At 45.2% G+C, this 24,739-nt stretch carries 24 protein-coding genes; 18 read left to right on the forward strand and 6 right to left on the reverse strand.

Going from position 1 to position 24,739, the window contains the following annotated elements:
- The first annotated feature begins 16 nt into the window (after positions 1-16).
- Positions 17-1,195 carry a glycosyltransferase gene (locus WA279_RS18810; protein WP_336156320.1) on the forward strand — a complete coding sequence of 393 codons (1,179 nt, stop codon included), beginning with the start codon at positions 17-19 and terminating at the stop codon, positions 1,193-1,195.
- Between the two features lie 40 nt (positions 1,196-1,235).
- Here the strand turns inward: WA279_RS18810 and WA279_RS18815 are convergent, their stop codons facing one another.
- Positions 1,236-1,424 carry a hypothetical protein gene (locus WA279_RS18815; protein ID WP_003232781.1) on the reverse strand — a complete coding sequence of 63 codons (189 nt, stop codon included), beginning with the start codon at positions 1,422-1,424 and terminating at the stop codon, positions 1,236-1,238.
- 171 nt (positions 1,425-1,595) lie between these two features.
- Between WA279_RS18815 and WA279_RS18820 the strand changes: the two genes are divergently transcribed.
- Entirely contained in the window at positions 1,596-2,411 is an 816-nt protein-coding gene (locus tag WA279_RS18820) for a uroporphyrinogen-III synthase (RefSeq protein ID WP_047182466.1), read from the forward strand.
- 45 nt (positions 2,412-2,456) lie between these two features.
- On the opposite strand, the gene WA279_RS18825 is transcribed toward WA279_RS18820, so the two are convergent.
- From WA279_RS18825 to WA279_RS18835, 3 genes are all read right to left on the reverse strand, one after another.
- A complete protein-coding gene (locus tag WA279_RS18825) occupies positions 2,457-3,209 on the reverse strand; it encodes an ABC transporter permease (RefSeq protein ID WP_003232776.1) in 753 nt (250 codons plus the stop codon).
- The gene (locus WA279_RS18830) at positions 3,209-3,961 is read right to left on the reverse strand and encodes an ABC transporter ATP-binding protein (RefSeq protein WP_041333936.1); all 753 of its coding nucleotides are present in this window, start codon (positions 3,959-3,961) and stop codon (positions 3,209-3,211) included. Before WA279_RS18830 ends, WA279_RS18825 begins: the two co-directional genes overlap by 1 nt.
- A gap of 119 nt (positions 3,962-4,080) precedes the next feature.
- Entirely contained in the window at positions 4,081-5,055 is a 975-nt protein-coding gene (locus WA279_RS18835; RefSeq protein ID WP_251186973.1) for a DMT family transporter, read from the reverse strand.
- Positions 5,056-5,186: 131 nt separating this feature from the next.
- On the opposite strand from WA279_RS18835, the gene WA279_RS18840 reads away from it, so the two are divergent.
- From WA279_RS18840 to WA279_RS18900, 13 genes are all read left to right on the forward strand, one after another.
- Complete coding sequence (locus WA279_RS18840) at positions 5,187-5,684, forward strand: cupin domain-containing protein (protein WP_327829612.1); 498 nt, start codon at positions 5,187-5,189, stop codon at positions 5,682-5,684.
- A 388-nt stretch (positions 5,685-6,072) separates the two neighbouring features.
- The gene (locus WA279_RS18845; RefSeq protein WP_003220510.1) at positions 6,073-6,495 is read left to right on the forward strand and encodes a DUF1641 domain-containing protein; all 423 of its coding nucleotides are present in this window, start codon (positions 6,073-6,075) and stop codon (positions 6,493-6,495) included.
- Positions 6,496-6,534: 39 nt separating this feature from the next.
- A complete protein-coding gene (locus WA279_RS18850) occupies positions 6,535-7,713 on the forward strand; it encodes an NAD(P)/FAD-dependent oxidoreductase (RefSeq protein ID WP_003232765.1) in 1,179 nt (392 codons plus the stop codon).
- A gap of 197 nt (positions 7,714-7,910) precedes the next feature.
- Positions 7,911-9,332, forward strand: a complete 1,422-nt coding sequence (gene uxaC, locus WA279_RS18855; protein WP_336156324.1) for a glucuronate isomerase — start codon at positions 7,911-7,913, stop codon at positions 9,330-9,332.
- A 67-nt stretch (positions 9,333-9,399) separates the two neighbouring features.
- Positions 9,400-10,779 (forward strand): MFS transporter, encoded by a 1,380-nt coding sequence (locus WA279_RS18860; protein ID WP_103803754.1) that lies wholly within the window; start codon positions 9,400-9,402, stop codon positions 10,777-10,779.
- Positions 10,780-10,883: 104 nt separating this feature from the next.
- A complete protein-coding gene (gene allD / locus WA279_RS18865; RefSeq protein ID WP_336156327.1) occupies positions 10,884-11,897 on the forward strand; it encodes an ureidoglycolate dehydrogenase in 1,014 nt (337 codons plus the stop codon).
- 5 nt (positions 11,898-11,902) lie between these two features.
- The gene (locus WA279_RS18870) at positions 11,903-12,922 is read left to right on the forward strand and encodes a zinc-binding alcohol dehydrogenase family protein (protein ID WP_336156328.1); all 1,020 of its coding nucleotides are present in this window, start codon (positions 11,903-11,905) and stop codon (positions 12,920-12,922) included.
- 24 nt (positions 12,923-12,946) lie between these two features.
- A complete protein-coding gene (gene uxuA, locus WA279_RS18875) occupies positions 12,947-14,026 on the forward strand; it encodes a mannonate dehydratase (RefSeq protein WP_336156330.1) in 1,080 nt (359 codons plus the stop codon).
- Positions 14,023-14,859, forward strand: a complete 837-nt coding sequence (locus WA279_RS18880; RefSeq protein ID WP_336156332.1) for an SDR family oxidoreductase — start codon at positions 14,023-14,025, stop codon at positions 14,857-14,859. Before uxuA ends, WA279_RS18880 begins: the two co-directional genes overlap by 4 nt.
- Before the next feature lie 47 nt (positions 14,860-14,906).
- A complete protein-coding gene (locus WA279_RS18885; RefSeq protein WP_336156334.1) occupies positions 14,907-16,175 on the forward strand; it encodes an MFS transporter in 1,269 nt (422 codons plus the stop codon).
- Positions 16,176-16,262: 87 nt separating this feature from the next.
- Positions 16,263-17,264: a LacI family DNA-binding transcriptional regulator gene (locus tag WA279_RS18890; RefSeq protein WP_021479486.1), complete on the forward strand. Its 1,002-nt coding sequence runs from the start codon at positions 16,263-16,265 to the stop codon at positions 17,262-17,264.
- Between the two features lie 75 nt (positions 17,265-17,339).
- Positions 17,340-18,782, forward strand: a complete 1,443-nt coding sequence (locus WA279_RS18895) for a tagaturonate reductase (RefSeq protein WP_336156337.1) — start codon at positions 17,340-17,342, stop codon at positions 18,780-18,782.
- Positions 18,779-20,272 carry a UxaA family hydrolase gene (locus tag WA279_RS18900; protein WP_336156339.1) on the forward strand — a complete coding sequence of 498 codons (1,494 nt, stop codon included), beginning with the start codon at positions 18,779-18,781 and terminating at the stop codon, positions 20,270-20,272. The genes WA279_RS18895 and WA279_RS18900 overlap by 4 nt, the downstream gene beginning before the upstream one ends.
- Before the next feature lie 38 nt (positions 20,273-20,310).
- Here the strand turns inward: WA279_RS18900 and WA279_RS18905 are convergent, their stop codons facing one another.
- Together WA279_RS18905 and WA279_RS18910 are read right to left on the reverse strand one after the other, a co-directional pair.
- A complete protein-coding gene (locus WA279_RS18905) occupies positions 20,311-21,075 on the reverse strand; it encodes a sulfite exporter TauE/SafE family protein (RefSeq protein ID WP_014476525.1) in 765 nt (254 codons plus the stop codon).
- Positions 21,076-21,298: 223 nt separating this feature from the next.
- A complete protein-coding gene (locus WA279_RS18910) occupies positions 21,299-21,763 on the reverse strand; it encodes a DinB family protein (protein ID WP_015715724.1) in 465 nt (154 codons plus the stop codon).
- 148 nt (positions 21,764-21,911) lie between these two features.
- On the opposite strand from WA279_RS18910, the gene yjoB reads away from it, so the two are divergent.
- The 3 genes from yjoB (at position 21,912) to phrA (ending at position 24,588) form a co-directional block, all read left to right on the forward strand.
- Positions 21,912-23,183 carry an ATPase YjoB gene (yjoB, locus tag WA279_RS18915; RefSeq protein ID WP_336156340.1) on the forward strand — a complete coding sequence of 424 codons (1,272 nt, stop codon included), beginning with the start codon at positions 21,912-21,914 and terminating at the stop codon, positions 23,181-23,183.
- 144 nt (positions 23,184-23,327) lie between these two features.
- Positions 23,328-24,464, forward strand: coding sequence for a response regulator aspartate phosphatase RapA (rapA, locus tag WA279_RS18920; RefSeq protein WP_015252291.1), 1,137 nt, complete (start codon positions 23,328-23,330; stop codon positions 24,462-24,464).
- Positions 24,454-24,588: a phosphatase RapA inhibitor PhrA gene (phrA, locus tag WA279_RS18925; RefSeq protein WP_336156341.1), complete on the forward strand. Its 135-nt coding sequence runs from the start codon at positions 24,454-24,456 to the stop codon at positions 24,586-24,588. Before rapA ends, phrA begins: the two co-directional genes overlap by 11 nt.
- Positions 24,589-24,739: the final 151 nt, after the last annotated feature.

Genomic DNA, 24,739 nt, shown 5'->3' on the forward strand with positions numbered 1-24,739 from the left:
AGGAGACTGGAGATTCATGAAAAAGTACCATATTTCGATGATCAATATCCCGGCGTACGGACATGTCAATCCTACGCTTGCTTTAGTAGAGAAGCTTTGTGAGAAAGGGCATCGTGTCACGTACGCGACGACTGAGGAGTTTGCACCCGCTGTTCAGCAAGCCGGTGGCGAGGCATTGCTCTATCATACATCCTTGAATATTGATCCTAAGCAAATCAGGGAGATGATGGAAAAGAATGACGCGCCCCTCAGCCTTTTGAAAGAATCACTCAGCATTCTGCCACAGCTTGAGGAGTTATATAAGGATGATCAGCCTGATCTGATCATCTATGACTTTGTTGCGCTGGCTGGTAAATTATTTGCTGAAAAGCTTAATGTTCCGGTCATTAAGCTCTGTTCGTCATATGCCCAAAATGAATCCTTTCAGTTAGGAAATGAAGACATGCTGAAAAAAATAAGAGAAGCAGAAGCTGAATTTAAAGCCTACTTGGAGCAAGAGAAGTTGCCGGCTGTTTCATTTGAACAGTTAGCTGTGCCGGAAGCATTAAATATTGTCTTTATGCCGAAGTCTTTTCAGATTCAGCATGAGACGTTCGATGACCGTTTCTGTTTTGTCGGCCCCTCTCTCAGAGAACGGAAGGAAAAAGAAAGCCTGTTGATTGACAAGGATGATCGCCCGCTTATGCTGATTTCTTTGGGTACGGCGTTTAACGCATGGCCGGAATTTTACAAGATGTGCATCAAGGCATTTCGGGATTCTTCATGGCAAGTGATCATGTCGGTTGGGAAAACGATTGATCCAGAAAGCTTGGAGGATATTCCTGCTAACTTTACCATTCGCCAAAGTGTGCCACAGCTTGAGGTGTTAGAGAAAGCTGATTTGTTCATCTCTCATGGCGGGATGAACAGTACGATGGAAGCGATGAACGCAGGTGTGCCACTTGTCGTCATTCCGCAAATGTACGAGCAAGAGCTCACTGCAAATCGGGTTGATGAATTAGGCCTTGGCGTTTATTTGCCGAAAGAGGAAGTGACTGTTTCCAGCCTGCAGGAAGCGGTTCAGGCTGTATCCAGTGATCAAGAGCTGCTCAGCCGCGTCAAGAATATGCAAAAGGATGTAAAAGAAGCTGGCGGAGCGGAGCGTGCGGCAGCTGAGATTGAAGCGTTTATGAAAAAATCCGCTGTCCCGCAGTAAAAACATAAAAACCGAAATCAATTTGATTTCGGTTTTCTGTTTAAATATTTTTTTTCATCCCGCATCTCCGGCATTCTCTAAGAAATTTTCCGCCTTTTACAGAGCTTTTGAACAGTGTGTAATCACAGTTGTCGCAGCGCCCGCTGCGGGCGTCCGGATATTCATTGAATTCGTAAACAATCGATGTATCGTAGCCTTTTGTTTCATATTCTTCTTTTTTTGTTTCCATGTCGTCCCTCCGTTACAAGACGTGTCTGCTGTTTATCTTACAGCAAGCTTCCGGCGTATTCAATGGATTTTAGAGGTTGGGTTTATCTTGATTTCTCCCTTGGTTTGCGCCAAAATAGCTTTATTACGTTTGTATACATAAAAGAATGTGCAAAGAGGAGAGGAAACGGGTATGGGAAAAGGGTTACTTGGAAAACGTGTGGCAATCGGTGGCTCACGAAAAACGGAAGAAATCAGTACAATCATTGAAAAACAGGGCGGAATACCTGTCATCCGGCCTCTCCAAGGTACAGTTTACTTAGCAGAGAAGCAGGTGGAGCCGGATTTGCGGACGTTTGTGGAGGGAAAAAAAGCTGACTGGGTCATTTTCACGACAGGCATCGGGTTGGAGACTCTTGTCGATATGGCAGAGAAAATCGGACTGAAAGATGAGTTTCTGCAGGCCATTCGCCAAGCGAAAGCTGCATGCCGGGGATACAAAACGCTGTCTGCGTTAAAAAAGCTTGGAATCACACCGGAAGCTTCGGATGAAGACGGGACAACAAGAGGCTTAATCCGTTCTTTGGAGCCTCACGACTTTTCAGGAAAAACAGTCATGGTGCAGCTTCATGGCGAAAAAGCGCCGGCTCTCATGGCATTTCTTGAAGAAAAAGGCGCGTCTGTCCTGCCGATTCTGCCTTATCAGCACATCCCGCCGGAGGAGGAAACGGTGGAGCGGTTATGCCGAGAGCTGATGAACGGTGAGATCGATGCCGTTTGTTTTACAACGGCCATTCAGGTTCGTTCCCTGTTTGATTTTGCTAAGGGGCGAGGTTATATCAATGAAGTAAAGAAGGTATTCGAAGAACGCGCCATCGCAGCTGCTGTCGGAAAAGTGACTGCTGAAGCACTACGGGAAGAGGGCATTACGAGACTGCTTGCGCCAGAGATTGAGCGGATGGGTGCGATGATTGTTGAGCTGGCCAAGTATTATGAAGAAAAGGAATAACAAGTACAAAAAGCCGCTTTTCCCTCGGAAAGCGGCTTTTGTCTGTCATTCATTCTGCTTCAGCTGCTGATGAACGGTGAATAATGATGGGTATGTCAGCACGCTTAAGATTACACAAGTCAGTGCGGCTGAGGCCATCGTTGTAAACACGATTAAGAGTTGAAAGCGTACTGCCTGAATCGGGTCCGCGCCGGCTAGAATCTGGCCTGTCATCATGCCGGGAAGCTGGACAAGCCCCAGTGTTTTCTGGCTTTCGAGCGTCGGGATCATACTCATTTTCATCGCTGAAGTAAGAATGCGCTGTATAGATTGCTTCGGTGTGCCGCCAAGTGACAATATTAATTGAATTTCTTCTTTGCGAACGCCGACTTCTGAGTTAAGCCGGTTTAGAAACAAACTCGAGAGCACCATCGAATTTCCGATGACCATCCCGCTGATCGGAATGACATATCGTGCCGTAAGCGGAATGATATGAAGAGACAGCAGAATTCCCTGCGTCACAATTTCTACGATTGCTAACGCGGCAAACACTCTCCAAAACGAACCGATTGTATTTTTCTTTCGCTTGATGACATTTTGTGCCGCCACCGCGAGCATTAACAGCACCATCAGCAGGATAAAAACAGGGTGGTCTCCGCGAAAAATCAGCGACAAAACATAACCGATGATAAGCAGCTGCACCGCGGCCCGGATGGTGGCGATAATCATGTCTTTTTCTACACCTGCTTTAAAGGATTTTGATAAAAACAAGGCGATCAAAACAAAGATCATCGTTAAAGAGAGAGAAAGGTAATCCATTACCGAGTGCCTCCCTTCAAAAATTCTTTCGCTGCTTCATGCTGCGGAGCGGAGAAAAATGTTTCGGTTTCAGCGATTTCAAGCAGCCGGCCATCTGCCATAAACCAAATGGTATCGGCTATTCGTTTTGCCTGCTCCATATTATGAGTGACCCACATGACTGTCCATTTTTTCTCTTGATGCTGACGTTTGATCAGTTCTTCAATCTCAAGAGCAGAAACCGGGTCCAAGGCCGATGTGATTTCGTCCAACAATAGAATGGAGGAAGGATTTGAGAGCGTTCTGGCCAGTGACAGTCTTTGCCGCTGCCCGCCCGATAAGTCTCTGGCGCTTCTGTCTAACAACTCTGGCGGCAGCCCTGCAAGAGAAGCCAGCTTTTCAGGAGAGTACAGCTGGGATTGATGCAGCCTTTGTACAAGACTTAAATTGTCACGCACTGTCCCGTCGAGCACGGGAGCCGATTGAAACGCGAGGGCTGCCGTTCGCCTCAGCTCATTGACATTCCATTCTCTGACTTCCTTTCCGTATATGTTGACTTCGCCGCTGTCAGGCGTTCTCATTAAATTACACATAGAAAGGAGGGTGCTTTTGCCTGAGCCGGAAGGACCTAAAACGGCTACGATTGCGCCCTGTTGAATGTCTCCGGTGACATCCTGCAGCACATCATAGGTTTGTCCATCTTGTTTATAGCTTTTTCTGACTGATCTGAAGGAGATGGCTGGTATGTTTTGTGTTTGATCGTTTGCTTCCATTACAATAATCACCTTTCAATATAAGTAGGCTGACATTATATTTAACTATAACGTGAAACAGATTCCTTTTGGTAGCACAAATAAAGGAGAACAGGCTTTCACCCATTCTCCTGCAGATGCTACGCAGTCAGATTTGACTGTGCTTTCTTTTTCGGTTTTCTCGGCTGTGAAGCGAAGGTATGTAACATCATCCCCGCTATTATAATGAACAAACCGGCAAATGATAATAGAGATGGGAAAACGCCTGACAGCAGAACAATTTCACCAAGCAGCGCGAAAATCACTTCACCAGATTGAGTGGCTTCAACAGCTGCGAGTTTTTGCGGATTGTCTCTTACCATATCAGTGGCCCAGAAAAATAAAACCGTCGCAATGATGCCTGAGCTGATGGCGACGATAAAGGATTGAGCGGTTTGACTTGCTGTTGGAAGGCCATCTGACCACCAGCCGTAAGCTGCTAATATAATCCAGAATGGAAGGCTTGCCAATGTCATTCCAAGCACGCGCTGAAATGTATCAAGCCGGCCTCCGTATTCTTCGAGCATTCTCCTGTTTCCTAACGGATAGGCAAAAGCCGCAATGACAACCGGTAGCACACTGAAAAGCAGCATCCTCCCAGAAAGCGATTCTGCATGCTGAAGCTGAATCAGAGCCGCTCCAACCAGGATGATCATGGAAGTGCCAAGTGAAATCAGGGGAATCTTTTGGCGAACGAGCTGCGGACCGCCCGGCATATCTTGTTTGACATAAAACAAAGGAGATAAGAGCACCCCGGCTACAATTGTAATTTGCCAGGTTCCGGCTATGAGCCACCCCGGACCGTATGCAGCCGCAAATGTAATCGGCGCGTAAAAAAGCACGAAGCCGACGAAGCTCCATTTGATCCAATAAAACGGCTTTTTCCTCATCTCTAGTAAGAGAGGCGTGAATGTCCCTCTCATGATGACAATCAAACATAAAAACGGCACCATAAAAATAAAGCGCAGCGAAGAGCTCCAAAGCCAGCTGCCTCCTGATAACTCCATCGCTCTGTTTAATATAAAGGTAACGGCGAAAAAGAGTGAAGCCAATATTCCGATAACGATAGCTTTCATGATATCCCTCATTCTGGCATTATTTTTTTATACTATACTATTCGGTATCATGCAGATCAATGGAATCATGAGAAAAACATCATGTTTTGCGAACCGCTATGTGTGGAAGACAAAAAAGGGAGGTGAAATTGATGGGAAAAGAGACACAGACATACTTCTTTCCGGATGACGGCAGGATTCCGAATCACCCTGATTTTCCGCTCGTGGTGTATCAAAACGCGCTTAAGGACACCGGACTGGCAGAGCGGATCGTCATCCGGCATGGCTGGTCAAACAGCTGGTCAGGGAGTGTTTTTCCATACCATCATTATCACAGCAATACGCATGAAGTCCTGATTGCCCTTAGGGGAGAGGCTGTGATTCAGTTTGGGGGAGAAAAAGGGGCTGCCATCCCTTTCAAATCAGGCGACGCAGTCGTGATTCCAGCCGGAGTCGGACATAAAAAGCTCAGCTCAAGTCCCGATTTTACTGTCCTTGGCGCCTATCCCGGTGGCGTTCAGTATGATATGAAGACGGGGAAGCCCAATGAGCGGGAGGAAGCGCTCAAACAGATTAAGCAGGCGGCGTTGCCGGCGAATGATCCGATCACAGGAAAAAGAGAGCCTCTATTGGAAATATGGGTAAAGTGAAGGGGAGAAATTGCTGGATTGTCAATAACTAGTGCCGCAGAAACGATATGACATGAGCTCCATATAAATTAATTTCATAATCGAAGCAATTCACGTTCAAATTTTGTTCAAAAAGTGTTATCATATAGAAGGTAATCGAATTGGAGTTTTTTGTGTTTGCTATTTTCAGAGAGAGTAAAGGATTTTGACTTATTCAATTGTTTATTTTTAGATAAAAATAATACTGAATATGGCAAGATGAAAAACTGGGTAGTAAACATTTATTTTTGTAAATGATTGTGCACGAATTCACAATCCTTATTCTTATGCCTTAAAAGCGTGAGACAGGGAGAGGCACTACCCTTTCCAAAAAAATCAGCAAACTGCTTATAGTAAAGGAGAATTGGATATGCCAGAAACAATCGATCAAACAAATGCGTCTGTCAGCCAAAGCCAGCAAGATCTTATTGATCAGCTATTAAAGCCAGAAGTTCAAGAATCATTGACTGTTTTAGTTGACCAGCTTCCGAAGCTGACTGAGTTAGTGAATATTTTAACGAAGTCTTATGATTTCGCTCAGTCTGTAGCGACTGACGAAGTGTTAAAGAGCGACACAGTCGGTGCGATCACTGAAATTCTCGAGCCTGTAAAAGAAACAGCGAAAGAAGTAGCTGCGACTGCGATTGAAGCAAAAGACCGCGCGGAAGCAAGCAACGAAACAATTGGACTTTTCGGCCTTCTTCGCATGCTGAAAGATCCTCAAGCTCAAAAGCTGTTCCGTTTTGCTAACAGCTACCTTGAAGTCATGAACGAACGCGAAAACCAAAAATAATCTCAGATTCAAATTGATATAAAGGACGGAGGATATACGATGTCAAAACATATTGTCATTCTAGGCGCTGGTTATGGCGGAGTTCTTTCTGCTCTAACAGTTCGCAAACATTACACAAAAGAACAAGCACGCGTGACAGTGGTAAACAAATACCCTACTCACCAAATCATTACGGAATTACACCGCCTTGCTGCAGGCAACGTGTCTGAAAAAGCGGTTGCAATGCCATTAGAAAAACTTTTCAAAGGCAAAGACATTGATCTTAAAATTGCGGAAGTAAGCTCTTTCTCTGTTGATAAAAAAGAAGTTGCGCTTGCTGACGGTTCTACATTAACTTACGATGCGCTTGTTGTTGGTCTTGGTTCTGTAACGGCTTACTTCGGCATCCCAGGTCTTGAAGAAAACAGCATGGTATTGAAATCTGCTGCTGATGCGAACAAAGTCTTCCAGCATGTTGAAGATCGTGTGCGCGAGTACTCTAAAACGAAAAACGAAGCAGATGCAACAATCCTTATCGGCGGCGGCGGCTTAACAGGTGTTGAGCTTGTTGGTGAGCTTGCTGACATCATGCCGAACCTTGCGAAAAAATACGGCGTAGACCATAAAGAAATCAAATTGAAACTTGTTGAAGCAGGTCCGAAGATCCTTCCTGTTCTTCCGGATGATCTTATCGAGCGTGCGACTGCAAGCCTTGAAAAACGCGGCGTTGAGTTCTTAACAGGTCTTCCTGTTACAAATGTAGAAGGAAACGTAATCGATCTGAAAGACGGATCTAAAGTTGTTGCCAACACATTTGTTTGGACTGGCGGCGTACAAGGTAACCCATTAGTCGGTGAATCAGGTCTAGAAGTGAACCGCGGACGCGCGACTGTAAATGACTTCCTGCAATCTACATCTCATGAAGATGTATTCGTTGCTGGAGACAGCGCAGTTTACTTCGGTCCAGACGGCCGTCCATACCCGCCAACTGCACAAATCGCATGGCAAATGGGTGAGCTGATCGGTTACAACCTATTCGCTTACCTGGAAGGCAAAACGCTTGAAACATTCAAGCCAGTAAACTCTGGTACACTTGCAAGCCTTGGACGCAAAGACGCGGTTGCCATCATTGGTGCTAATTCTACACCGCTTAAAGGTCTTCCTGCTTCCTTGATGAAAGAAGCAAGTAACGTACGTTACTTAACACACATTAAAGGACTTTTCAGCCTGGCTTACTAATCCTTTTAATGAATCTGACATTGCCAAAAGCGTTCCTTACCGAGTGCTTTCTGGCAATGTCTTTTTTTATGTTTATGATAGCGTTAACATTTCATTTTCAAAAAAGAGATTGATTCCAGAGGAATATAAAGGTAAAATAAAAACAAATCAAAATGTTAACGTTAACATTTTGAAATAGAATGAAAGACGGTGAGGACATGGAACCCTTCATGGGCGAAAACTTTTTATTGAAAAATGAAACCGCTGTCAGCCTCTATCATAATTTTGCGAAAGACATGCCAATTATTGATTACCACTGCCACTTAAGTCCGAAAGAAATCTATGAAAATAAGACATTTCAAAACATCACGGAAGCCTGGCTGTATGGTGACCATTATAAATGGCGCATCATGAGAGCCAATGGAATTGAGGAGACATACATCACCGGAGATGCGCCTGATGAGGAGAAATTTATGGCTTGGGCGAAAACCGTGCCGATGGCGATCGGCAATCCGCTCTATAACTGGACTCACTTAGAATTGCAGCGTTTTTTTGGCATTTATGAGATTTTAAACGAGAAGTCTGGGCCGGCTATATGGAAACGGACAAATGAACTGCTCAAAGGGGAAGGCTTCGGGGCAAGGGATTTAATCGTGAAATCAAATGTAAAGGTTGTGTGCACCACGGATGACCCTGTCGATTCTCTTGAATACCATCTATTATTAAGAGAAGACAAAGACTTTCCTGTCAGCGTGCTGCCTGGATTTCGGCCGGATAAAGGACTTGAGATCAATCGTGAAGGCTTTCCTGAGTGGGTGCAGGCGCTTGAAGATGCCGCCGCCATATCCATTACAACCTATGATGCGTTTTTAAAGGCGTTGGAAAAACGAGTGCGATTCTTCCACTCAGCCGGCGGCAGAGTTTCTGATCACGCGATAGATTCAATGGTATTTGCCGAAACAACAAAAGAAGAAGCTGGACGGATTTTTTCTGACAGATTACAAGGAACAGAGGTTTCTTATGAAGATGAGAAGAAATTTAAGACATATACGCTTCAGTTTCTTTGCGGTTTGTATGCGGAGCTCGATTGGGCGATGCAGTTTCATATCAACGCTTTAAGAAACACGAATACAAAAATGATGAAAAGGCTCGGACCTGATACAGGGTATGATTCAATGAACGATGAAGAAATTGCTAAGCCTTTATACAAGCTGCTGAACTCAGTTGAGATGAAGAACCAGCTGCCGAAAACGATTTTATATTCACTGAATCCAAATGATAACTATGTCATCGCCAGCATGATCAACAGTTTTCAGGACGGTATTACCCCGGGAAAAATACAATTCGGCACAGCCTGGTGGTTTAACGATACTAAAGACGGGATGCTCGATCAAATGAAAGCGTTATCAAATATTGGCCTTTTCAGCCGTTTTATCGGCATGCTCACCGATTCCAGAAGCTTTCTTTCGTATACGCGCCACGAATATTTCAGGCGGATCGTCTGCAATTTGATTGGAGAATGGGTGGAAAACGGCGAAGTGCCGCGCGATATGGAGCTTATGGGAAGTATCGTTCAGGGGATTTGCTATGACAATGCGAAACACTACTTTCAATTTCAAGAAGAGAAAGCAAACGTGTAACAAAGTGTCCGCTCAGTATCGCTGAGCGGATCACTATCCGAAAATTCTTAAGACACAGAGGTGGAACATGCGAACTGAACTGGCAAATAAGGTTGTGTCGGTCGAAACGGAAAAAAGGCTTTCATTGAAAGAGAAAATGTCCTATGGCTTTGGTGATTTTGGCAACGGTTTTATGTTTGATCTCGGCCAGATTTATTTATTGAAGTATTTCACTGATGTAGCGGGAATCCCCGCTGCGATGGCCGGCGGCATTTTTTTAGTCAGTAAGCTGTTTGCAGCGATCACAGATCCAATTGTCGGCTCATCAATCGATTATCGCAAAAACATCGGCAAACGGGGGAAATTCAGGCCTTATCTATTAATCGGCAGCATCGTGCTTGCGGTGCTTACTGTTCTTATTTTTCTGTCTCCCAATGTATCAACGACCGGAAAACTGATATATGCATATGCATCCTATATGATTTGGGGCATCGGCTATTCGTTTGTGAATATTCCGTACGGCTCATTAGGGGCAGCGATGACTCAAAATTCTGAGGACCGGACCTCCATTTCAACGTTCCGCCAAATCGGATCACTTGGCGCCTTGTTTATCACAAGTGTGGCCGTGATGCCGCTGCTCGTCAAGTTTGATAATCCGAAGGTCGGCTACCCGGTGGTCATGGGCTTGTTCGCCGCGCTCGGTGTGATTTGGTTTTATATTTGCTATCGCAACTGCAAAGAGCGCATTGTCATATCGGAAGCACCAAAAGAAAAATTAACACTCTCATCTGTCGTCAAAACATTTATTACAAATAAACCGCTGTTAACCCTTGTCCTGATGACGATTTTTTCAATTTCCGCATACAACATTAAATCCGCCATGCTCGTCTATTTCGCACAATATAACTTGGGCAATGTTGAATTAATGGCTTATATGAACTTCATCATTATTGGTTCTTCCTTTTTGGGCGTCGTATTCCTTCCAAAGCTCGTCAAGATGTTTGGAAAGAAACGAACGGCAATGATCGGCTTCGGCATCAGTGTGGCCGCGGATCTGATCAACTTTATGCTCCCATCTAACGTATATGTGTTTACAATTCTCGCCAGTATCGCCTTTATCGGAATCAGTATCCCAAATGGCATCACGTGGGCTCTTGTCTCCGATATTATCGACTATGGCGAATGGAAATCCGGTGAACGGAAGGAAGCAACGACTTATTCACTTTTCAATTTCTCAAGAAAGCTTGCTCAATCTTTGTCTGGCTTTCTCTCGGGGATCGGTTTGGGGATTATCGGCTATGTCCCGAATGCAGTCCAGACAGCACAGGCGCTGATTGGCATCAAAGCGCTGCTGCTTCTGTATCCGGCCATTGCTTTGGCATTAGCGATGATCATTATCGGCTTTCTTTATAAACTCACAGACCAGCAGCATGCTCAGATCGTTCAGGATCTTCAGCAAAAGATCTGACAATATAATATATAGAATATTTAAAATAATTTGTAAATAAAATGTGTTTGTAGGGGGTTCGCTAGGAGAGTGCCCAAAAAACTGAAAAGGAAGGAGGCACTTGCTTGAAAACGATAACAATTGTAGCTGAAGAAGCAAAGGAACTCGTTCGGCAAAAGCTGGCCGGTGCCGGTTTGAATGAACGAGATGCTGAAAAAGTAGCAGATGTTCTCGTGCACGCTGATTTGCGCAATGTACATTCGCATGGCGTGCTGCGCACAGAACACTATGTGAACAGGCTTTTAGCGGGAGGGATCAATCCTGGGGCACAGCCTGTTTTTAAAGAAACGGGACCTGTGACCGGGGTGCTTGACGGAGACGATGGTTTCGGTCATGTGAATTGCGACATGGCGATGGATCATGCAATTGACATGGCGAAGAAAAAAGGAGTCGGCATGGTCACGGCCGTAAACAGCAGCCATTGCGGAGCGCTAAGCTATTTTGTGCAAAAAGCGGCTGACGAAAAGCTAATCGGAATAGCAATGACGCATACAGACAGTATCGTCGTCCCGTTTGGGGGGAGGACTCCTTTTTTAGGGACAAATCCGATTGCTTACGGTGTTCCGGCTAAGCATAAAAAACCGTTTATCCTAGATATGGCGACATCCAAAGTGGCTTTTGGGAAGATTCTGCAGGCCCGTGAAGAGGGCAAAGAAATTCCTGAAGGATGGGGAGTCGATGAAAACGGAGAAGCAGTAACTGATCCTGACAAGGTCGTCTCACTTTCAACATTCGGCGGCCCGAAAGGCTATGGACTATCGATTGTAGTGGATGTGTTTTCCGGATTGCTGGCGGGCGCGGCTTTTGGCCCTCATATTGCCAAAATGTACAGCGGCCTTGATCAAAAAAGAAAGCTGGGGCATTACGTTTGCGCGATCAATCCAGCCTTTTTTACTGACTGGGATACGTTTTTAGAGCAGATGGATGACATGATTGATGAACTGCAGCAATCACCGCCGGCTGTTGGATTCGAAAGAGTGTATGTGCCCGGCGAGATCGAGCAGCTGCATGAAGAAAGAAATAAGATCCACGGAATATCAATTGCCCGGAGCGTGTATGAATTCTTAAAAAGCAGGTGAGTAAAATGAAAGCGGTTCAAGTGCGAAAAGCGTATGATCTGGTGACAGCGGAGGTGAAGAAGCCAGTTCTTTCAAAGGATGATGAAGTGCTCGTGAAAGTCAAGCGAGTCGGCATTTGCGGTTCAGACATGCACATTTATCATGGAACGAATCCGCTCGCTACCCTCCCGAGAGTCATCGGACACGAGGTAACGGGACAAGTGGAGGCAGTTGGTGCGAATGTACAGAGCCTAAAACCCGGTGATCATGTGGTGATTGAGCCGATTTCTTATTGCGGATCGTGCTATGCCTGCCGCAAAGGGCGGCCGAATGTTTGCGCCAAGCTTTCTGTATTTGGCGTACATGAGGACGGAGGCATGCGGGAATATATTGTGCTTCCGGAAAGGCAGCTTCACACGGTCTCAAAGGACTTGCCTTGGGAGGAAGCAGTCATGGCCGAGCCTTATACGATAGGCGCCCAGGCAGTGTGGAGAGGCCAAGTGGAAAAAGGTGATACCGTCCTGATCCAGGGAGCGGGGCCCATCGGGATCTGTGTGTTAAAGATGGCAAAGCTGGCGGGCGCTGCTGTCATGATGACTGACTTGAACAACGAGCGGCTGGCATTTGCGAAAGAAAACGGCGCCGATGCTGTTGTAAATGTCCAAGCAGAACATGTTGCCGAGCGGGTCCTTGAATGGACTGGGAATGAAGGAGCAAACGTGGTCATTGATGCTGTTTGCCTGCCGGAGACTTTTGCACTTTCAATTGAGGCTGTGTCACCGGCGGGACATGTGGTTGTGCTTGGATTTGATGAAAGAGCGGCTCAGATTTCTCAGCTGCCAATTACAAAAAAAGAAGTCACGATAACCGGATCGCGATTGCAGACCAATCAGTTTCCAAAAGTGATAGGGCTTTTGAATGGAGGCCGGTTAGTGCATAACGGGCTGGTGACCCATACATTTTCAGTTGATGACGTTCATCACGCATTTCAGTTTATTAAGGAGCATCCAGATCAGGTGCGGAAAGCCGTCATCACGTTTGATTAAATGACTGAATCCGGAGGTGCGAGCATGAATATGACATTCCGATGGTATGGACGAGGCAACGATACAGTCACACTTGAACACGTGAAGCAAATTCCCGGAGTCAAAGGCATCGTTTGGGCTCTCCATCAAAAGCCTGTCGGCGACGTGTGGGAAAAAGAAGAAATCAGAGCCGAGACCGAATATATTCAATCCTATGGTTTTCATGCTGAAGTTGTAGAAAGCGTGAATGTTCACGAAGCAATTAAACTTGGGAACGAAGAACGCAGCCGGTATATTGAAAACTACAAGCAAACGATCCGCAACCTTGCCGGATTTGGCGTGAAAGTGATCTGCTATAATTTTATGCCGGTTTTTGACTGGACACGCACGGACATGTTCCGGCCGCTAGAAGATGGATCGACCGCTCTGTTTTTTGAAAAGGCCAAGGTGGAAAGCCTTGATCCTCAAGAGCTGATTCGGACGGTGGAGGAAGCATCTGACATGACACTGCCGGGGTGGGAGCCCGAAAAATTGGCTCGGATCAAAGAGCTTTTTGCTGCCTACAGAACGGTCGATGAAGAAAAGCTATGGGACAATTTATCATTCTTTTTGCAGGAAATTCTTCCTGTTGCTGAGGCCTATGGTGTTCAAATGGCCATTCATCCGGATGACCCGCCGTGGCCGATTCTCGGACTGCCGCGCATTATCACAGGAGAGGCAAGCTATAAGAAACTGCGGGCGATATCAGATTCACCGTCTAATTGTATCACCCTTTGTACAGGTTCAATGGGAGCCAATCCCGCTAACGACATGGTGGAGATCGCTAAAACGTATGCCGGCATCGCTCCATTTTCACATATTCGCAATGTCAAAATTTGTGAGAATGGTGATTTTATTGAAACATCTCATTTAACAAAGGATGGTTCGATCAACATTCAAGGCGTGATGGAAGAACTGCATAAGCAGGATTACGAAGGATATGTCAGACCGGATCATGGGCGCCATCTTTGGGGCGAGCAATGCCGCCCGGGATATGGCTTATACGATCGGGCACTTGGCATCATGTATTTGAACGGGCTGTGGGACGCCTATGAAGCAATGGCAAAAAAAGAGGTGGACGTATGATCCCGCTGCATGAGAACCTGGCTGGTAAAACGGCTGTCATCACTGGCGGCAGCGGCGTGCTTTGCTCTGCAATGGCCCGGGAGCTTGCCCGTCATGGCATGAAGGTGGCGATTTTGAATCGGACGGCTGAAAAAGGCCAAGCGGTCGTGAAGGAGATAACGGCGGCTGGCGGCACAGCGTGCGCTGTTGCTGTGGATGTGCTGGACAGGATGTCACTGGAGCGGGCAAAGGAGGACATCCTTGGCCAATTTGGCGCTGTTGATCTGTTAATTAACGGGGCTGGCGGCAATCATCCTGACGCGATAACCGATGTGGAGACATATGAAGAAGCGGGAGAAGGCCAATCCTTTTTTGATATGGATGAGAGGGGCTTTCTAACTGTATTCTCCACCAACTTCACCGGTGCGTTTCTGGCCTCGCAAGTGTTTGGAAAAGAACTGCTGAAGGCACATTCACCCGCGATTATCAATCTTTCTTCGATGAGTGCTTATTCACCTATGACGAAGGTTCCGGCATACAGTGCCGCGAAAGCATCGATCAATAATTTTACGATGTGGATGGCTGTTCATTTTGCCGAAACCGGGCTGCGGGTCAATGCGATTGCCCCAGGCTTCTTTCTGACAAAACAAAATCATGATCTGCTGATCAACCAAGACGGAACGTTCACCAGCCGATCTCACAAAATTATTGCGGGAACACCGATGAAGCGCTTCGGAAAACCCGAGGATTTGCTCGGTACGCTTCTTTGGCTGGCGGATGAAGCCTATTCCGGTTTTGTCACTGGGATCACCGTTCCTGTCGATGGAGGATTTATGGCTTATTCAGGTGTGTAACGAAAGCGATGCAACAGAAACTGAACCAACATAGGGGTGAGGTTGAGATGTTTTCAAAAGATAAGCTTCCCGTTATCCTTTTTTTGTTCCTGGCAGGAGTGATTAATTACCTGGATCGCTCGGCGCTTTCCATTGCAGCTCCTTTTATTCAGGATGATCTCACATTGTCTGCCACGCAAATGGGCTTGATTTTCAGCAGTTTTTCGATTGGTTATGCGATTTTTAATTTTCTTGGGGGCGTGGCATCCGACCGCTATGGGGCAAAGCTGACCTTGTTTGTCGCGATGGTTGTTTGGTCGCTGTTTAGCGGAGCAGTCGCCCTCGCTTTTGGCTTTGTCAGCCTGCTGATTATACGCATTCTCTTCGGAATGGGAGAAGGCCCGCTTTCGGCGACCATCAACAAGATGGTGAACAACTGGTTCCCGCCGACCCAGCGGGCGTCTGTTATCGGTGTAACCAACAGCGGCACGCCGCTCGGGGGAGCCATTTCCGGCCCGATAGTCGGCATGATCGCAGTGGCGTTCAGCTGGAAGGTATCCTTCGTTCTCATTATGATTATTGGATTGATATGGGCAGTGCTCTGGTTTAAGTTTGTCAAAGAAAAGCCGCAAGAGACGATCAAGGAAGCACCGGCAATAAAAGCAGAAACGTCTCCCGGAGAAAAAATTCCGCTCACCTTTTACCTGAAGCAACAAACGGTCCTGTTCACGGCGTTCGCTTTTTTCGCTTACAACTACATCCTCTTCTTCTTTTTGACGTGGTTTCCGAGCTATCTTGTCGACGAGCGGGGATTAAGTGTTGAATTGATGAGTGTCATCACGGTCATACCGTGGATTTTAGGATTTATCGGGCTGGCTGCAGGGGGATTTGTTTCTGACTATGTGTACAAAAAAACGGCCCGAAAAGGTGTGCTGTTCTCGCGCAAGGTTGTGCTTGTCACGTGTTTGTTTTCATCAGCTGTCCTGATTGGTTTTGCCGGGCTTGTGGCAACGACTGCGGGGGCTGTCACTCTTGTCGCTCTGTCAGTGTTCTTTCTTTATTTGACCGGTGCTATCTATTGGGCTGTCATTCAAGATGTGGTTGATCAAAACAATGTCGGTTCTGTTGGCGGCTTCATGCATTTCCTCGCCAACACGGCAGGAATTATCGGCCCGGCTCTAACCGGATTTATTGTTGACCAAACAGGCACGTTTTCTGGAGCATTTTTGCTTGCCGGAGGGCTGGCTGTCTTCGCTTCACTTGCTGTTGTTCGTTTTGTCCGTCCAATCATTGGCAAGCCAGCAGGAACAGAAGCTGAGAATCCTGTGTCTTATTAATCTGGAAATATAGTGGGAGAGGCGGTATGTTTGATGATACAATATACAGTAAATAATCGCAGCCGGTATGATAAGGAAGGGAATTAGATGGTAACCATAAAAGATATCGCAAAACTCGCAAACGTATCCCACACTACTGTTTCCAGAGCACTCAACAACAGTCCTTACATCAAAGAACATACGAAGAAAAAGATATTAGAGCTAGCAGAGCAGCTCAACTATACACCAAATGTAAATGCGAAAAGTCTGGCGATGCAAAAGTCGCATACGATCGGGCTGTTCTTTACAAGCATTACAAACGGAACCTCACACAGCTTCTTTGCAGACACAATCAAAGGCGTCAATCAAGCTATAAGTGAGGATTACAATCTGTATGTGCGCGGCATTGATGATCTGAAAAACTATGACTCCGTTACACCGATGAGATATGACGGCATCATTTTAATGAGCCAAAGTGACATTGATAATTCTTTCATTTACCATATTCGCGAAAAAAACATTCCGCTTGTCGTGCTGAATCGTGATATTGATGATCGCACCATCACGAATATTTTGTCCAATGACAAGGAAGGCTCTCAAGAAGCTGTAGAATACTTCATTCAGTCCGGCCATCAAGACATCGCCATCATCGAGGGGATCGAAGGCTTTAAATCCTCCCAGCAGCGAAAGGAAGGCTACTTATCTGCACTGATTCAACATCATATTCCGATCAAGCATGAATACAGTGTCAAAGGACAGTACGATATGGAAAGCGGCTTTCAAGCGATGGAGAGGCTGCTGGCACTGCCGAATCCTCCAACCGCTGTTTTTTGTTCGAATGATGACATGGCAATCGGAGCGATGAATGCGATATTCGCAAAGGGCCTGCGCGTTCCTGATGATATTTCGGTGATCGGGTTTGATGATATTGGGTTTTCACAGTACATCACGCCAAGACTTACAACAGTAAAGCGCCCAGTGGAGAAAATCAGCGTGCTCGGTGCGCAAAAACTCTTGTCTCTGATCAGCGAGCCCGAAACAAAAGCAGAAAAAATCTTGGAAAACACAGAATTCATGGTGCGTGATTCAGTCAGACGATTGACGACGTGATGCCCCGTTTTTCAGCGGGCATTCTTTTATAAAGAAAAATGTTAACGTGTGCATAAAAAGAGGGAGGCAATAAGGATGCAGAAACTGAATAAAAATGTGTACGATCACTATACTCGGTATCCAGAAAAAATTCTCCAATTCGGAGAAGGAAACTTTCTTCGGGGATTTGTTGATTGGCAGATTGATCAATTGAATCAACACGCTAATTTTAATGGGAGCGTGGCAGTTGTCCAGCCAAGAGGCTCAGAAAAAATCAAACGATTAAATCAGCAAGATGGATTATATACGCTTTTTTTACAAGGTATGAAAGACGGAGAAGCGGTAAACGAGCATATGATTATCAACTCAATCAGCCGGGGAATTGACCTGTTTTCTGATTATGAAGCATACAAAGAATTGGCATCAAGCGAAGGGCTTCGGTTTATCATCTCCAACACCACCGAGGCTGGGATCGTATGTGATGAAAAAGATCGTTTAGAGGATAGGCCGCAAAAAACATTCCCTGGGAAATTAACTGCATTTCTTTACTTCCGCTATCAGGCTTTTAAAGGAGATCAGACAAAAGGGTGTGTCCTAATCCCATGTGAACTGATCGAGAACAACGGTGAAAAGCTGAAGGAAACGGTTCTTCATTATGCACATCTGTGGAAGCTTGAGGAAGGATTTATACAGTGGATTCATGAGGCCAATACGTTTTGTAATAGTTTAGTAGATCGGATTGTCCCGGGTTTTCCCGTCGACAGCATTGATGAGATCACGGCAGAGCTTGGCTATCAGGATGATTTGATAGTTGTGGGAGAGCAATATTATTTATGGGTTATCGAGGGGCCTGATTGGATTGGAAAAGAACTTCCCTTTGCGGCTGCAGGGCTGCATACAAAGATCGTCAGCGACCTCACCCCATACCGGACTAAAAAAGTAAGAATTTTAAATGGCGCTCATACAGCAATGACGCCAGTGGCTTTATTATACGGCTTAAAAACTGTTAGGGATGCTGTCGAGCATCCGGTAGTGGGGCAATTTATAAGAGAGCTGATTGACGACGAAATTCTTCCTGTTTTAAAAATGGAAGGTCTTTCTCAGTATGCTGACGATGTGCTGAACCGTTTTAAAAACCCGTATATTAAGCATTACCTGGAAAGCATTGCATTGAACTCCGTTTCCAAATTCAAAACGAGAAACCTGCCGACTCTTAAGGAATATGCTGAACAAAAGGGACAGCTTCCTGAACGCTTGGTGTTTTCTTTCAGCGCTCTTCTGTATTTTTATCATGATAACGAGACATTGCAGGATGATCCGGCAGTGCTTCAATTTTTCAAAGAGGTTTGGTGTCAGGAGGATGGCGACATGCTTCGGATTGCATCAAGAGTGTTAGGCGAACAGCGGCTGTGGGGGGCAGATCTCAATGAGATACCGAGGCTGACTGATAGAGTCGTTGTTTACTTGAATCTTATTCATGAGCTGGGCATGCAGCGGGCTCTTGAGCAATACTGCATACAAGGGGGAGAGGTACGTTGAAGTCGTTTATAAAGATTCATAAGCAAGATAATGTCCTTCTTGCTCTGCGGGATATCCAAAAGGGAGAGAGGCTGAATGCGGACGGCGTGTCGATTGAAGTAAAGGATGATATAAAAAGAGGCCACAAGATTGCATTGCAGCCTATTAAAGAAAATGACGGCATCATCAAGTACGGCTTTCCAATCGGTCATGCATCACAAGATATCTCGATCGGAGAGCATATTCATGTCCATAATACGAAAACAAACCTGTCTGATATCCAATCATACAGCTATACACCGAGATTTGATGAAAATCCGTATTCTAATGAGAACCGGACGTTTAAAGGTTTTAGAAGAGAAAACGGAGATGCGGGTGTACGGAATGAATTGTGGATTGTCCCAACTGTCGGCTGTGTCAATGGAATAGCAGAAAAAATGCTGCAGCGTTTTGTCAGAGAAACAGGGGATATTGCTCCATTTGATAACGTACTGGTGTTAAAGCATCAATACGGATGCTCGCAGCTTGGCGACGATCATGAAAATACGAAGCAAATCCTGCTGAATGCCATTCGCCATCCAAATGCCGGCGGCGTCTTGGTGTTAGGGCTTGGCTGTGAAAACAATGAGCTGGCAAGAATGAAGGAAGCACTGCAAGATGTGAACTTGAAGCGGGTGAAGTTTCTGGAATCCCAGTCGGTGACCGACGAAATGAAGGCAGGCGTTGCTTTGCTGAAGGAAATTCATGAAGCGGCCAAAGGAGATAAGAGAGAAGACATTCCGCTGTCTGAACTGAAGATCGGGCTGAAATGCGGAGGTTCGGACGGTTTTTCCGGCATAACCGCAAACCCGCTGCTAGGCCGTTTTTCAGATTATCTCATTGCACAGGGAGGGAGCACGGTGCTGACGGAAGTACCGGAAATGTTCGGCGCAGAAACCATCCTGATGCAGCGGGCTGCCAATGAAGAAGTGTTTCATAAGATAGTCCAATTAATCAATGATTTTAAACAATATTTTATCAAACATGATCAGCCGGTGTACGAAAATCCTTCACCGGGCAACAAAGCGGGTGGCATTTCTACACTTGAGGATAAATCGCTGGGCTGTACGCAAAAAGCGGGGATTTCTCCTGTCACGGATGTCTTGAAATACGGGGAAGTGCTCAAGACAAGAGGGCTGACGCTTTTGAGCGCGCCAGGCAATGATTTGATCGCCTCCTCCGCATTGGCGGCGGCCGGCTGCCAAATTGTCCTCTTTACAACGGGGAGAGGCACGCCGTTTGGCACCTTTGTCCCGACGGTGAAAGTAGCGACAAACACCGAGCTGTATGAAGCGAAGCCGCATTGGATTGATTTTAACGCAGGCCTTTTAGCAGAGGATGATGTTCATGAGGAATATGTGCTGCGTGAGTTTATCCACTATATGGTTGAGGTGGCAAGCGGCCAGCTTGTGAACCATGAAAAAAATGATTTCAGAGAACTCGCCATTTTTAAATCGGGTGTGACGCTATAATAAGAAAAGGCTATCCTTCAAGCGGATAGCCTTCTTCATTAAATCAATTTTAAACCGCTGACTAAAATAATGGACGCCATAATAAATTGCAGCGGACGCGGGGAGAATCGAGGCGAAAGATGGCTTCCGATCAGCACGCCGGGAATTGAACCAATGAGCAGATTAGCTGCCAGCATGTAATCCACGCTTCCGAAGCTAGCGTTCAAAATGCCTGCTGCCGTAACAAGAAGAAATGCATGCGCGATATCTGTTCCGACAATCTGTGACGCTTTCATGTTAAATAAGTAAATCATGGCGATTGCAAATAATGAGCCGGAACCGATTGATGTTAATCCGACGATAAACCCAAACACAACACCAATAAGAATTGTCAGCGCCCTCTTATTTTCAAGCGGCATCAGCTGCCAGCGGTTGGGACGAAGTTTTCTATCCAAAAACAAACGAACGATGATTGAAATGGCAACCAGCGTTAACACATATCCTAGAGCGTGCTTAATAATTTCTTCCTGATGCTGGTGAAAGGCGGGGAACAAATGCAAGATGCCAATGGCTAGCGAAGCACTCGGAATACTGCCGATGGCTAAGTATTTTACCAATTTAAAGTTAATCGTTTTCTGCCGCCAATGGGAGGCAACGCCAAACAGCTTTGTGATCGAGTTATATACAAGATCTGTACCGACCGCGATGGAAGGATTAATTCCAAGCACAATTAAAAGCGGAGTTAATAAGGCCGCTCCACCCACTCCCGTCAATCCGACTAAGGCTCCGACAAACAAACCCATCAATATGATGCTTACACTCATGATAAAGGCCTCCTGAAAACCCGACTATTTTTATCAGATTATATATGATTAGGACGCGTTAATCAATTAAATTTTTTGAATTTTTGCACGTTAGCTGCTTGAAATTTTGGTATGCTCAATATCTCTATTCATTTGCCCTATAATGAGTGTCTGGACGAAATCGAGAAGTACTAAAGGCGCAAAAAAAGATACCTCTTAACAGGTATCTTTTTTCTTGTTTACGCTACATGCGCTGCTGATAGAAAGGAAGCTCAGTGTGGCCCATTTCCCGCACATACACGAACAGGTTGCCTTTATGGTGAATTTCATGCTCCATTGCAAGCTGAAGCAGCGCGCGGCCTGTGACTTTTCTGCCGAAAGCGGATGTCAGATCAATTTCTCTGTCCAGCTGCTCTTCAGTCAGCTGTTCAAGGATAGCGACCGTTTTTTCTGTATATGTTTTTGCCAGAACATTGAGATCTGTTTCTGTTTCTTCCTGCTTGTTTTGAAATGGTGAGGCATTGCCTTCCTTAATGACATTTGCGAACAAGTGGAAAGACGTAAGAATGTGTTTGACCAGCTCTTCTGCTGACATTGATGTTTCTGCCGGTTTGTAGCTGTAATGGTCTTTGCTGATTTTTTCGGCAAGCTCATTGGTCACGTTTCGATGGGATAAAAAATGGCTGACAATTTGATTGGATTGGCTCATTATGATCTCCTCCATATGTAAAAATAAATGGTGCAATGAAATCCTATATCAACGGATATGAATTCACAAGTAATATGCTGTGGGATGAAACAAAATGCTATGTCAATCGTATATATAACGTTCACAAAACATGAAATGGAGTATAAACATGACTAACATACCTTTCATTTATCAGTACGAAGAAAAAGAGAATGAAAGAGCTGCGGCGGGCTACGGCACTTTCGGTTACCTTATCACACGGATTGAAGAAACGCTTTATGATCAATACGGTGTATTCTATGAGCTCTATGCCAGTGATGATCCAAATACGGAATACTGGGAGCTTCTTGTAGAAGATGTCCGCAGCGGTTCATTGGAGCCTGAGCATGTGGCATATATATTTGAAAAGCTTGAAAAGAAAACCTTTGCTTACGATGAAGATGAGAAAGAACCGGATTATACCGTCCATAAGTCTATAAGAAACAGTGTATACGCGTATCCTGAAAAGGGAGTTGCTTTTGCCAGAATTCCATACTTTCAAGATGGGAGCATTATGAGTTTTGATTGTCTGTTTGCGGTTAACGATGAAAAGATGCGTGCATTTCTGGAGGGAGTCAGACCGCGTCTTTGGGAAAAAAGCAAGCGGAAAGTGACCGTGTTTACGGATGGAGATGGAGGGACTTCAAGAGAGCAGGAAGCCATTGTCAGAGAGGTTCAGCGGAGTCAAGTCATCATGAATCCGCTATTGAAAAAAGAGATATACAGATCAATTGATCAGTTTTTTCATAGTGATAAATCGTTTTATCAAACATATGACATCCCTTACAAGCGCGGCATTCTGTTATATGGACCTCCTGGAAACGGAAAGACGACGTTAGTGAAGTCGATCGCAGGCAGTATCGATGCACCTGTTGCTTATTGGCAAATTACTGAATTTACGTCGAGCGAGACAATAGAAGAAGTCTTTCAGGCAGCGAGACGCCTCGCTCCTGCAGTTCTGGTCATCGAGGATATAGATTCGATGCCGGAAGATGTGCGGTCCTTTTTTCTCAATACGCTGGACGGCGCGACATCAAAAGAGGGGCTATTTCTCATCGGTACGACAAACTATCCCGAAGAGATCGATCCAGGTTTGATGAATCGTGCAGGGCGATTTGACCGTGCCTATGAAATCGGGCTTCCGGATGAAGAGCTGCGGCTGGAATATATGAAAATGAGAGGCTTTGGCATCTTTTTGAGTGAAGGAGAAATAAAAAACGCCGCAAAACTTACAGAAGGCTTTTCCTTTGCACAGCTGGGAGAATTATATGTATCTTCAGCCCTTCAATGGCACCAAGAAGGGAATCACCATATTGAAATCATGGTGAAAGACATGACAGGAGAGCAAAGAAAAAGCCAGCGGGGAAGCTGGATGGAAAGAAACAAAGTCGGTTTTCACTAAAAGAAAGCACGGGTGTTAGAAAACCCCGTGCTTTTTTGTTGCGGTTAGCCGAAATTCGACAATTGCGGTTATTTTGCGTTCTTCTTTTTCTTGTAAATATGATAAAATATGACATATCTCGGGTAATTCAAAAGGGGGGATTAATTGAGGATGAAGCAGACGATTCCGTCCTCATATGTCGGGCTTAAAATTAATGAATGGTATACTCATATCCGGCAGTTCCACGTCGCTGAAGCCGAACGGGTCAAGCTCGAAGTAGAAAGAGAAATTGAGGATATGGAAGAAGACCAAGATTTGCTGCTGTATTACTCTTTAATGGAGTTCAGGCATCGTGTCATGCTGGATTACATTAAGCCTTTTGGAGAAGACACGTCGCAGCTGGAGTTTTCAGAATTATTAGAAGACATTGAAGGGAATCAGTACAAGCTGACAGGGCTTCTCGAATATTACTTTAATTTTTTTCGAGGAATGTATGAATTTAAGCAGAAGATGTTTGTCAGTGCCATGATGTACTATAAACGGGCAGAAAAGAATCTTGCTCTCGTCTCGGATGATATTGAGAAAGCCGAGTTTGCTTTTAAAATGGCCGAGATTTTTTACAATTTAAAACAAACCTATGTTTCGATGAGCTACGCCGTTCAGGCATTAGAAACATACCAAATGTATGAAACGTACACCGTCCGCAGAATCCAATGTGAATTCGTTATTGCAGGTAATTATGATGATATGCAGTATCCAGAAAGAGCATTGCCCCACTTAGAACTGGCTTTAGATCTTGCAAAGAAAGAAGGCAATCCCCGCCTGATCAGTTCCGCCCTATATAATCTCGGAAACTGCTATGAGAAAATGGGTGAACTGCAAAAGGCAGCCGAATACTTTGAGAAATCTGTTTCTATTTGCAAGTCGGAAAAGTTCGATAATCTTCCGCATTCTATCTACTCTTTAACACAAGTTCTGTATAAACAAAAAAATGACGCCGAAGCGCAAAAAAAGTATCGTGAAGGATTGGAAATCGCACGTCAATACAGTGATGAATTATTTGTGGAGCTTTTTCAATTTTTACATGCGTTATACGGAAAAAACATTGACACAGAATCAGTCTCACACACCTTTCAATTTCTTGAAGAACATATGCTGTATCCTTATATTGAAGAGCTGGCGCATGATGCTGCCCAATTCTATATAGAAAACGGACAGCCCGAAAAAGCACTTTCATTTTATGAGAAAATGGTGCACGCACAAAAACAAATCCAGAGAGGAGATTGTTTATATGAAATCTAAATGGATGTCAGGTTTGTTGCTCGTTGCGGTCGGGTTCAGCTTTACTCAGGTGATGGTTCATGCAGGTGAAACTGCAAACACAGAAGAGAAAACATTTCATATTGCGGCACGCAATCAAACATGATGCATAAAAAAGACCCTTAGGGGTCTTCAGGCTGTCGAGAAAATCTCGACAGCCTTTATTTTTCCCTTAAAATATCAATTCCCCTGTAATAAAATAAAAGAAAGACTGAAAAGGACGGTGTCTTTCTCATGTTCCACACAAGAAACTCTTC

It is taken from the genome of Bacillus sp. 204(2023) (genome assembly GCF_037027505.1).
GTDB classification, from domain to species: Bacteria; Bacillota; Bacilli; order Bacillales; family Bacillaceae; genus Bacillus; species Bacillus subtilis.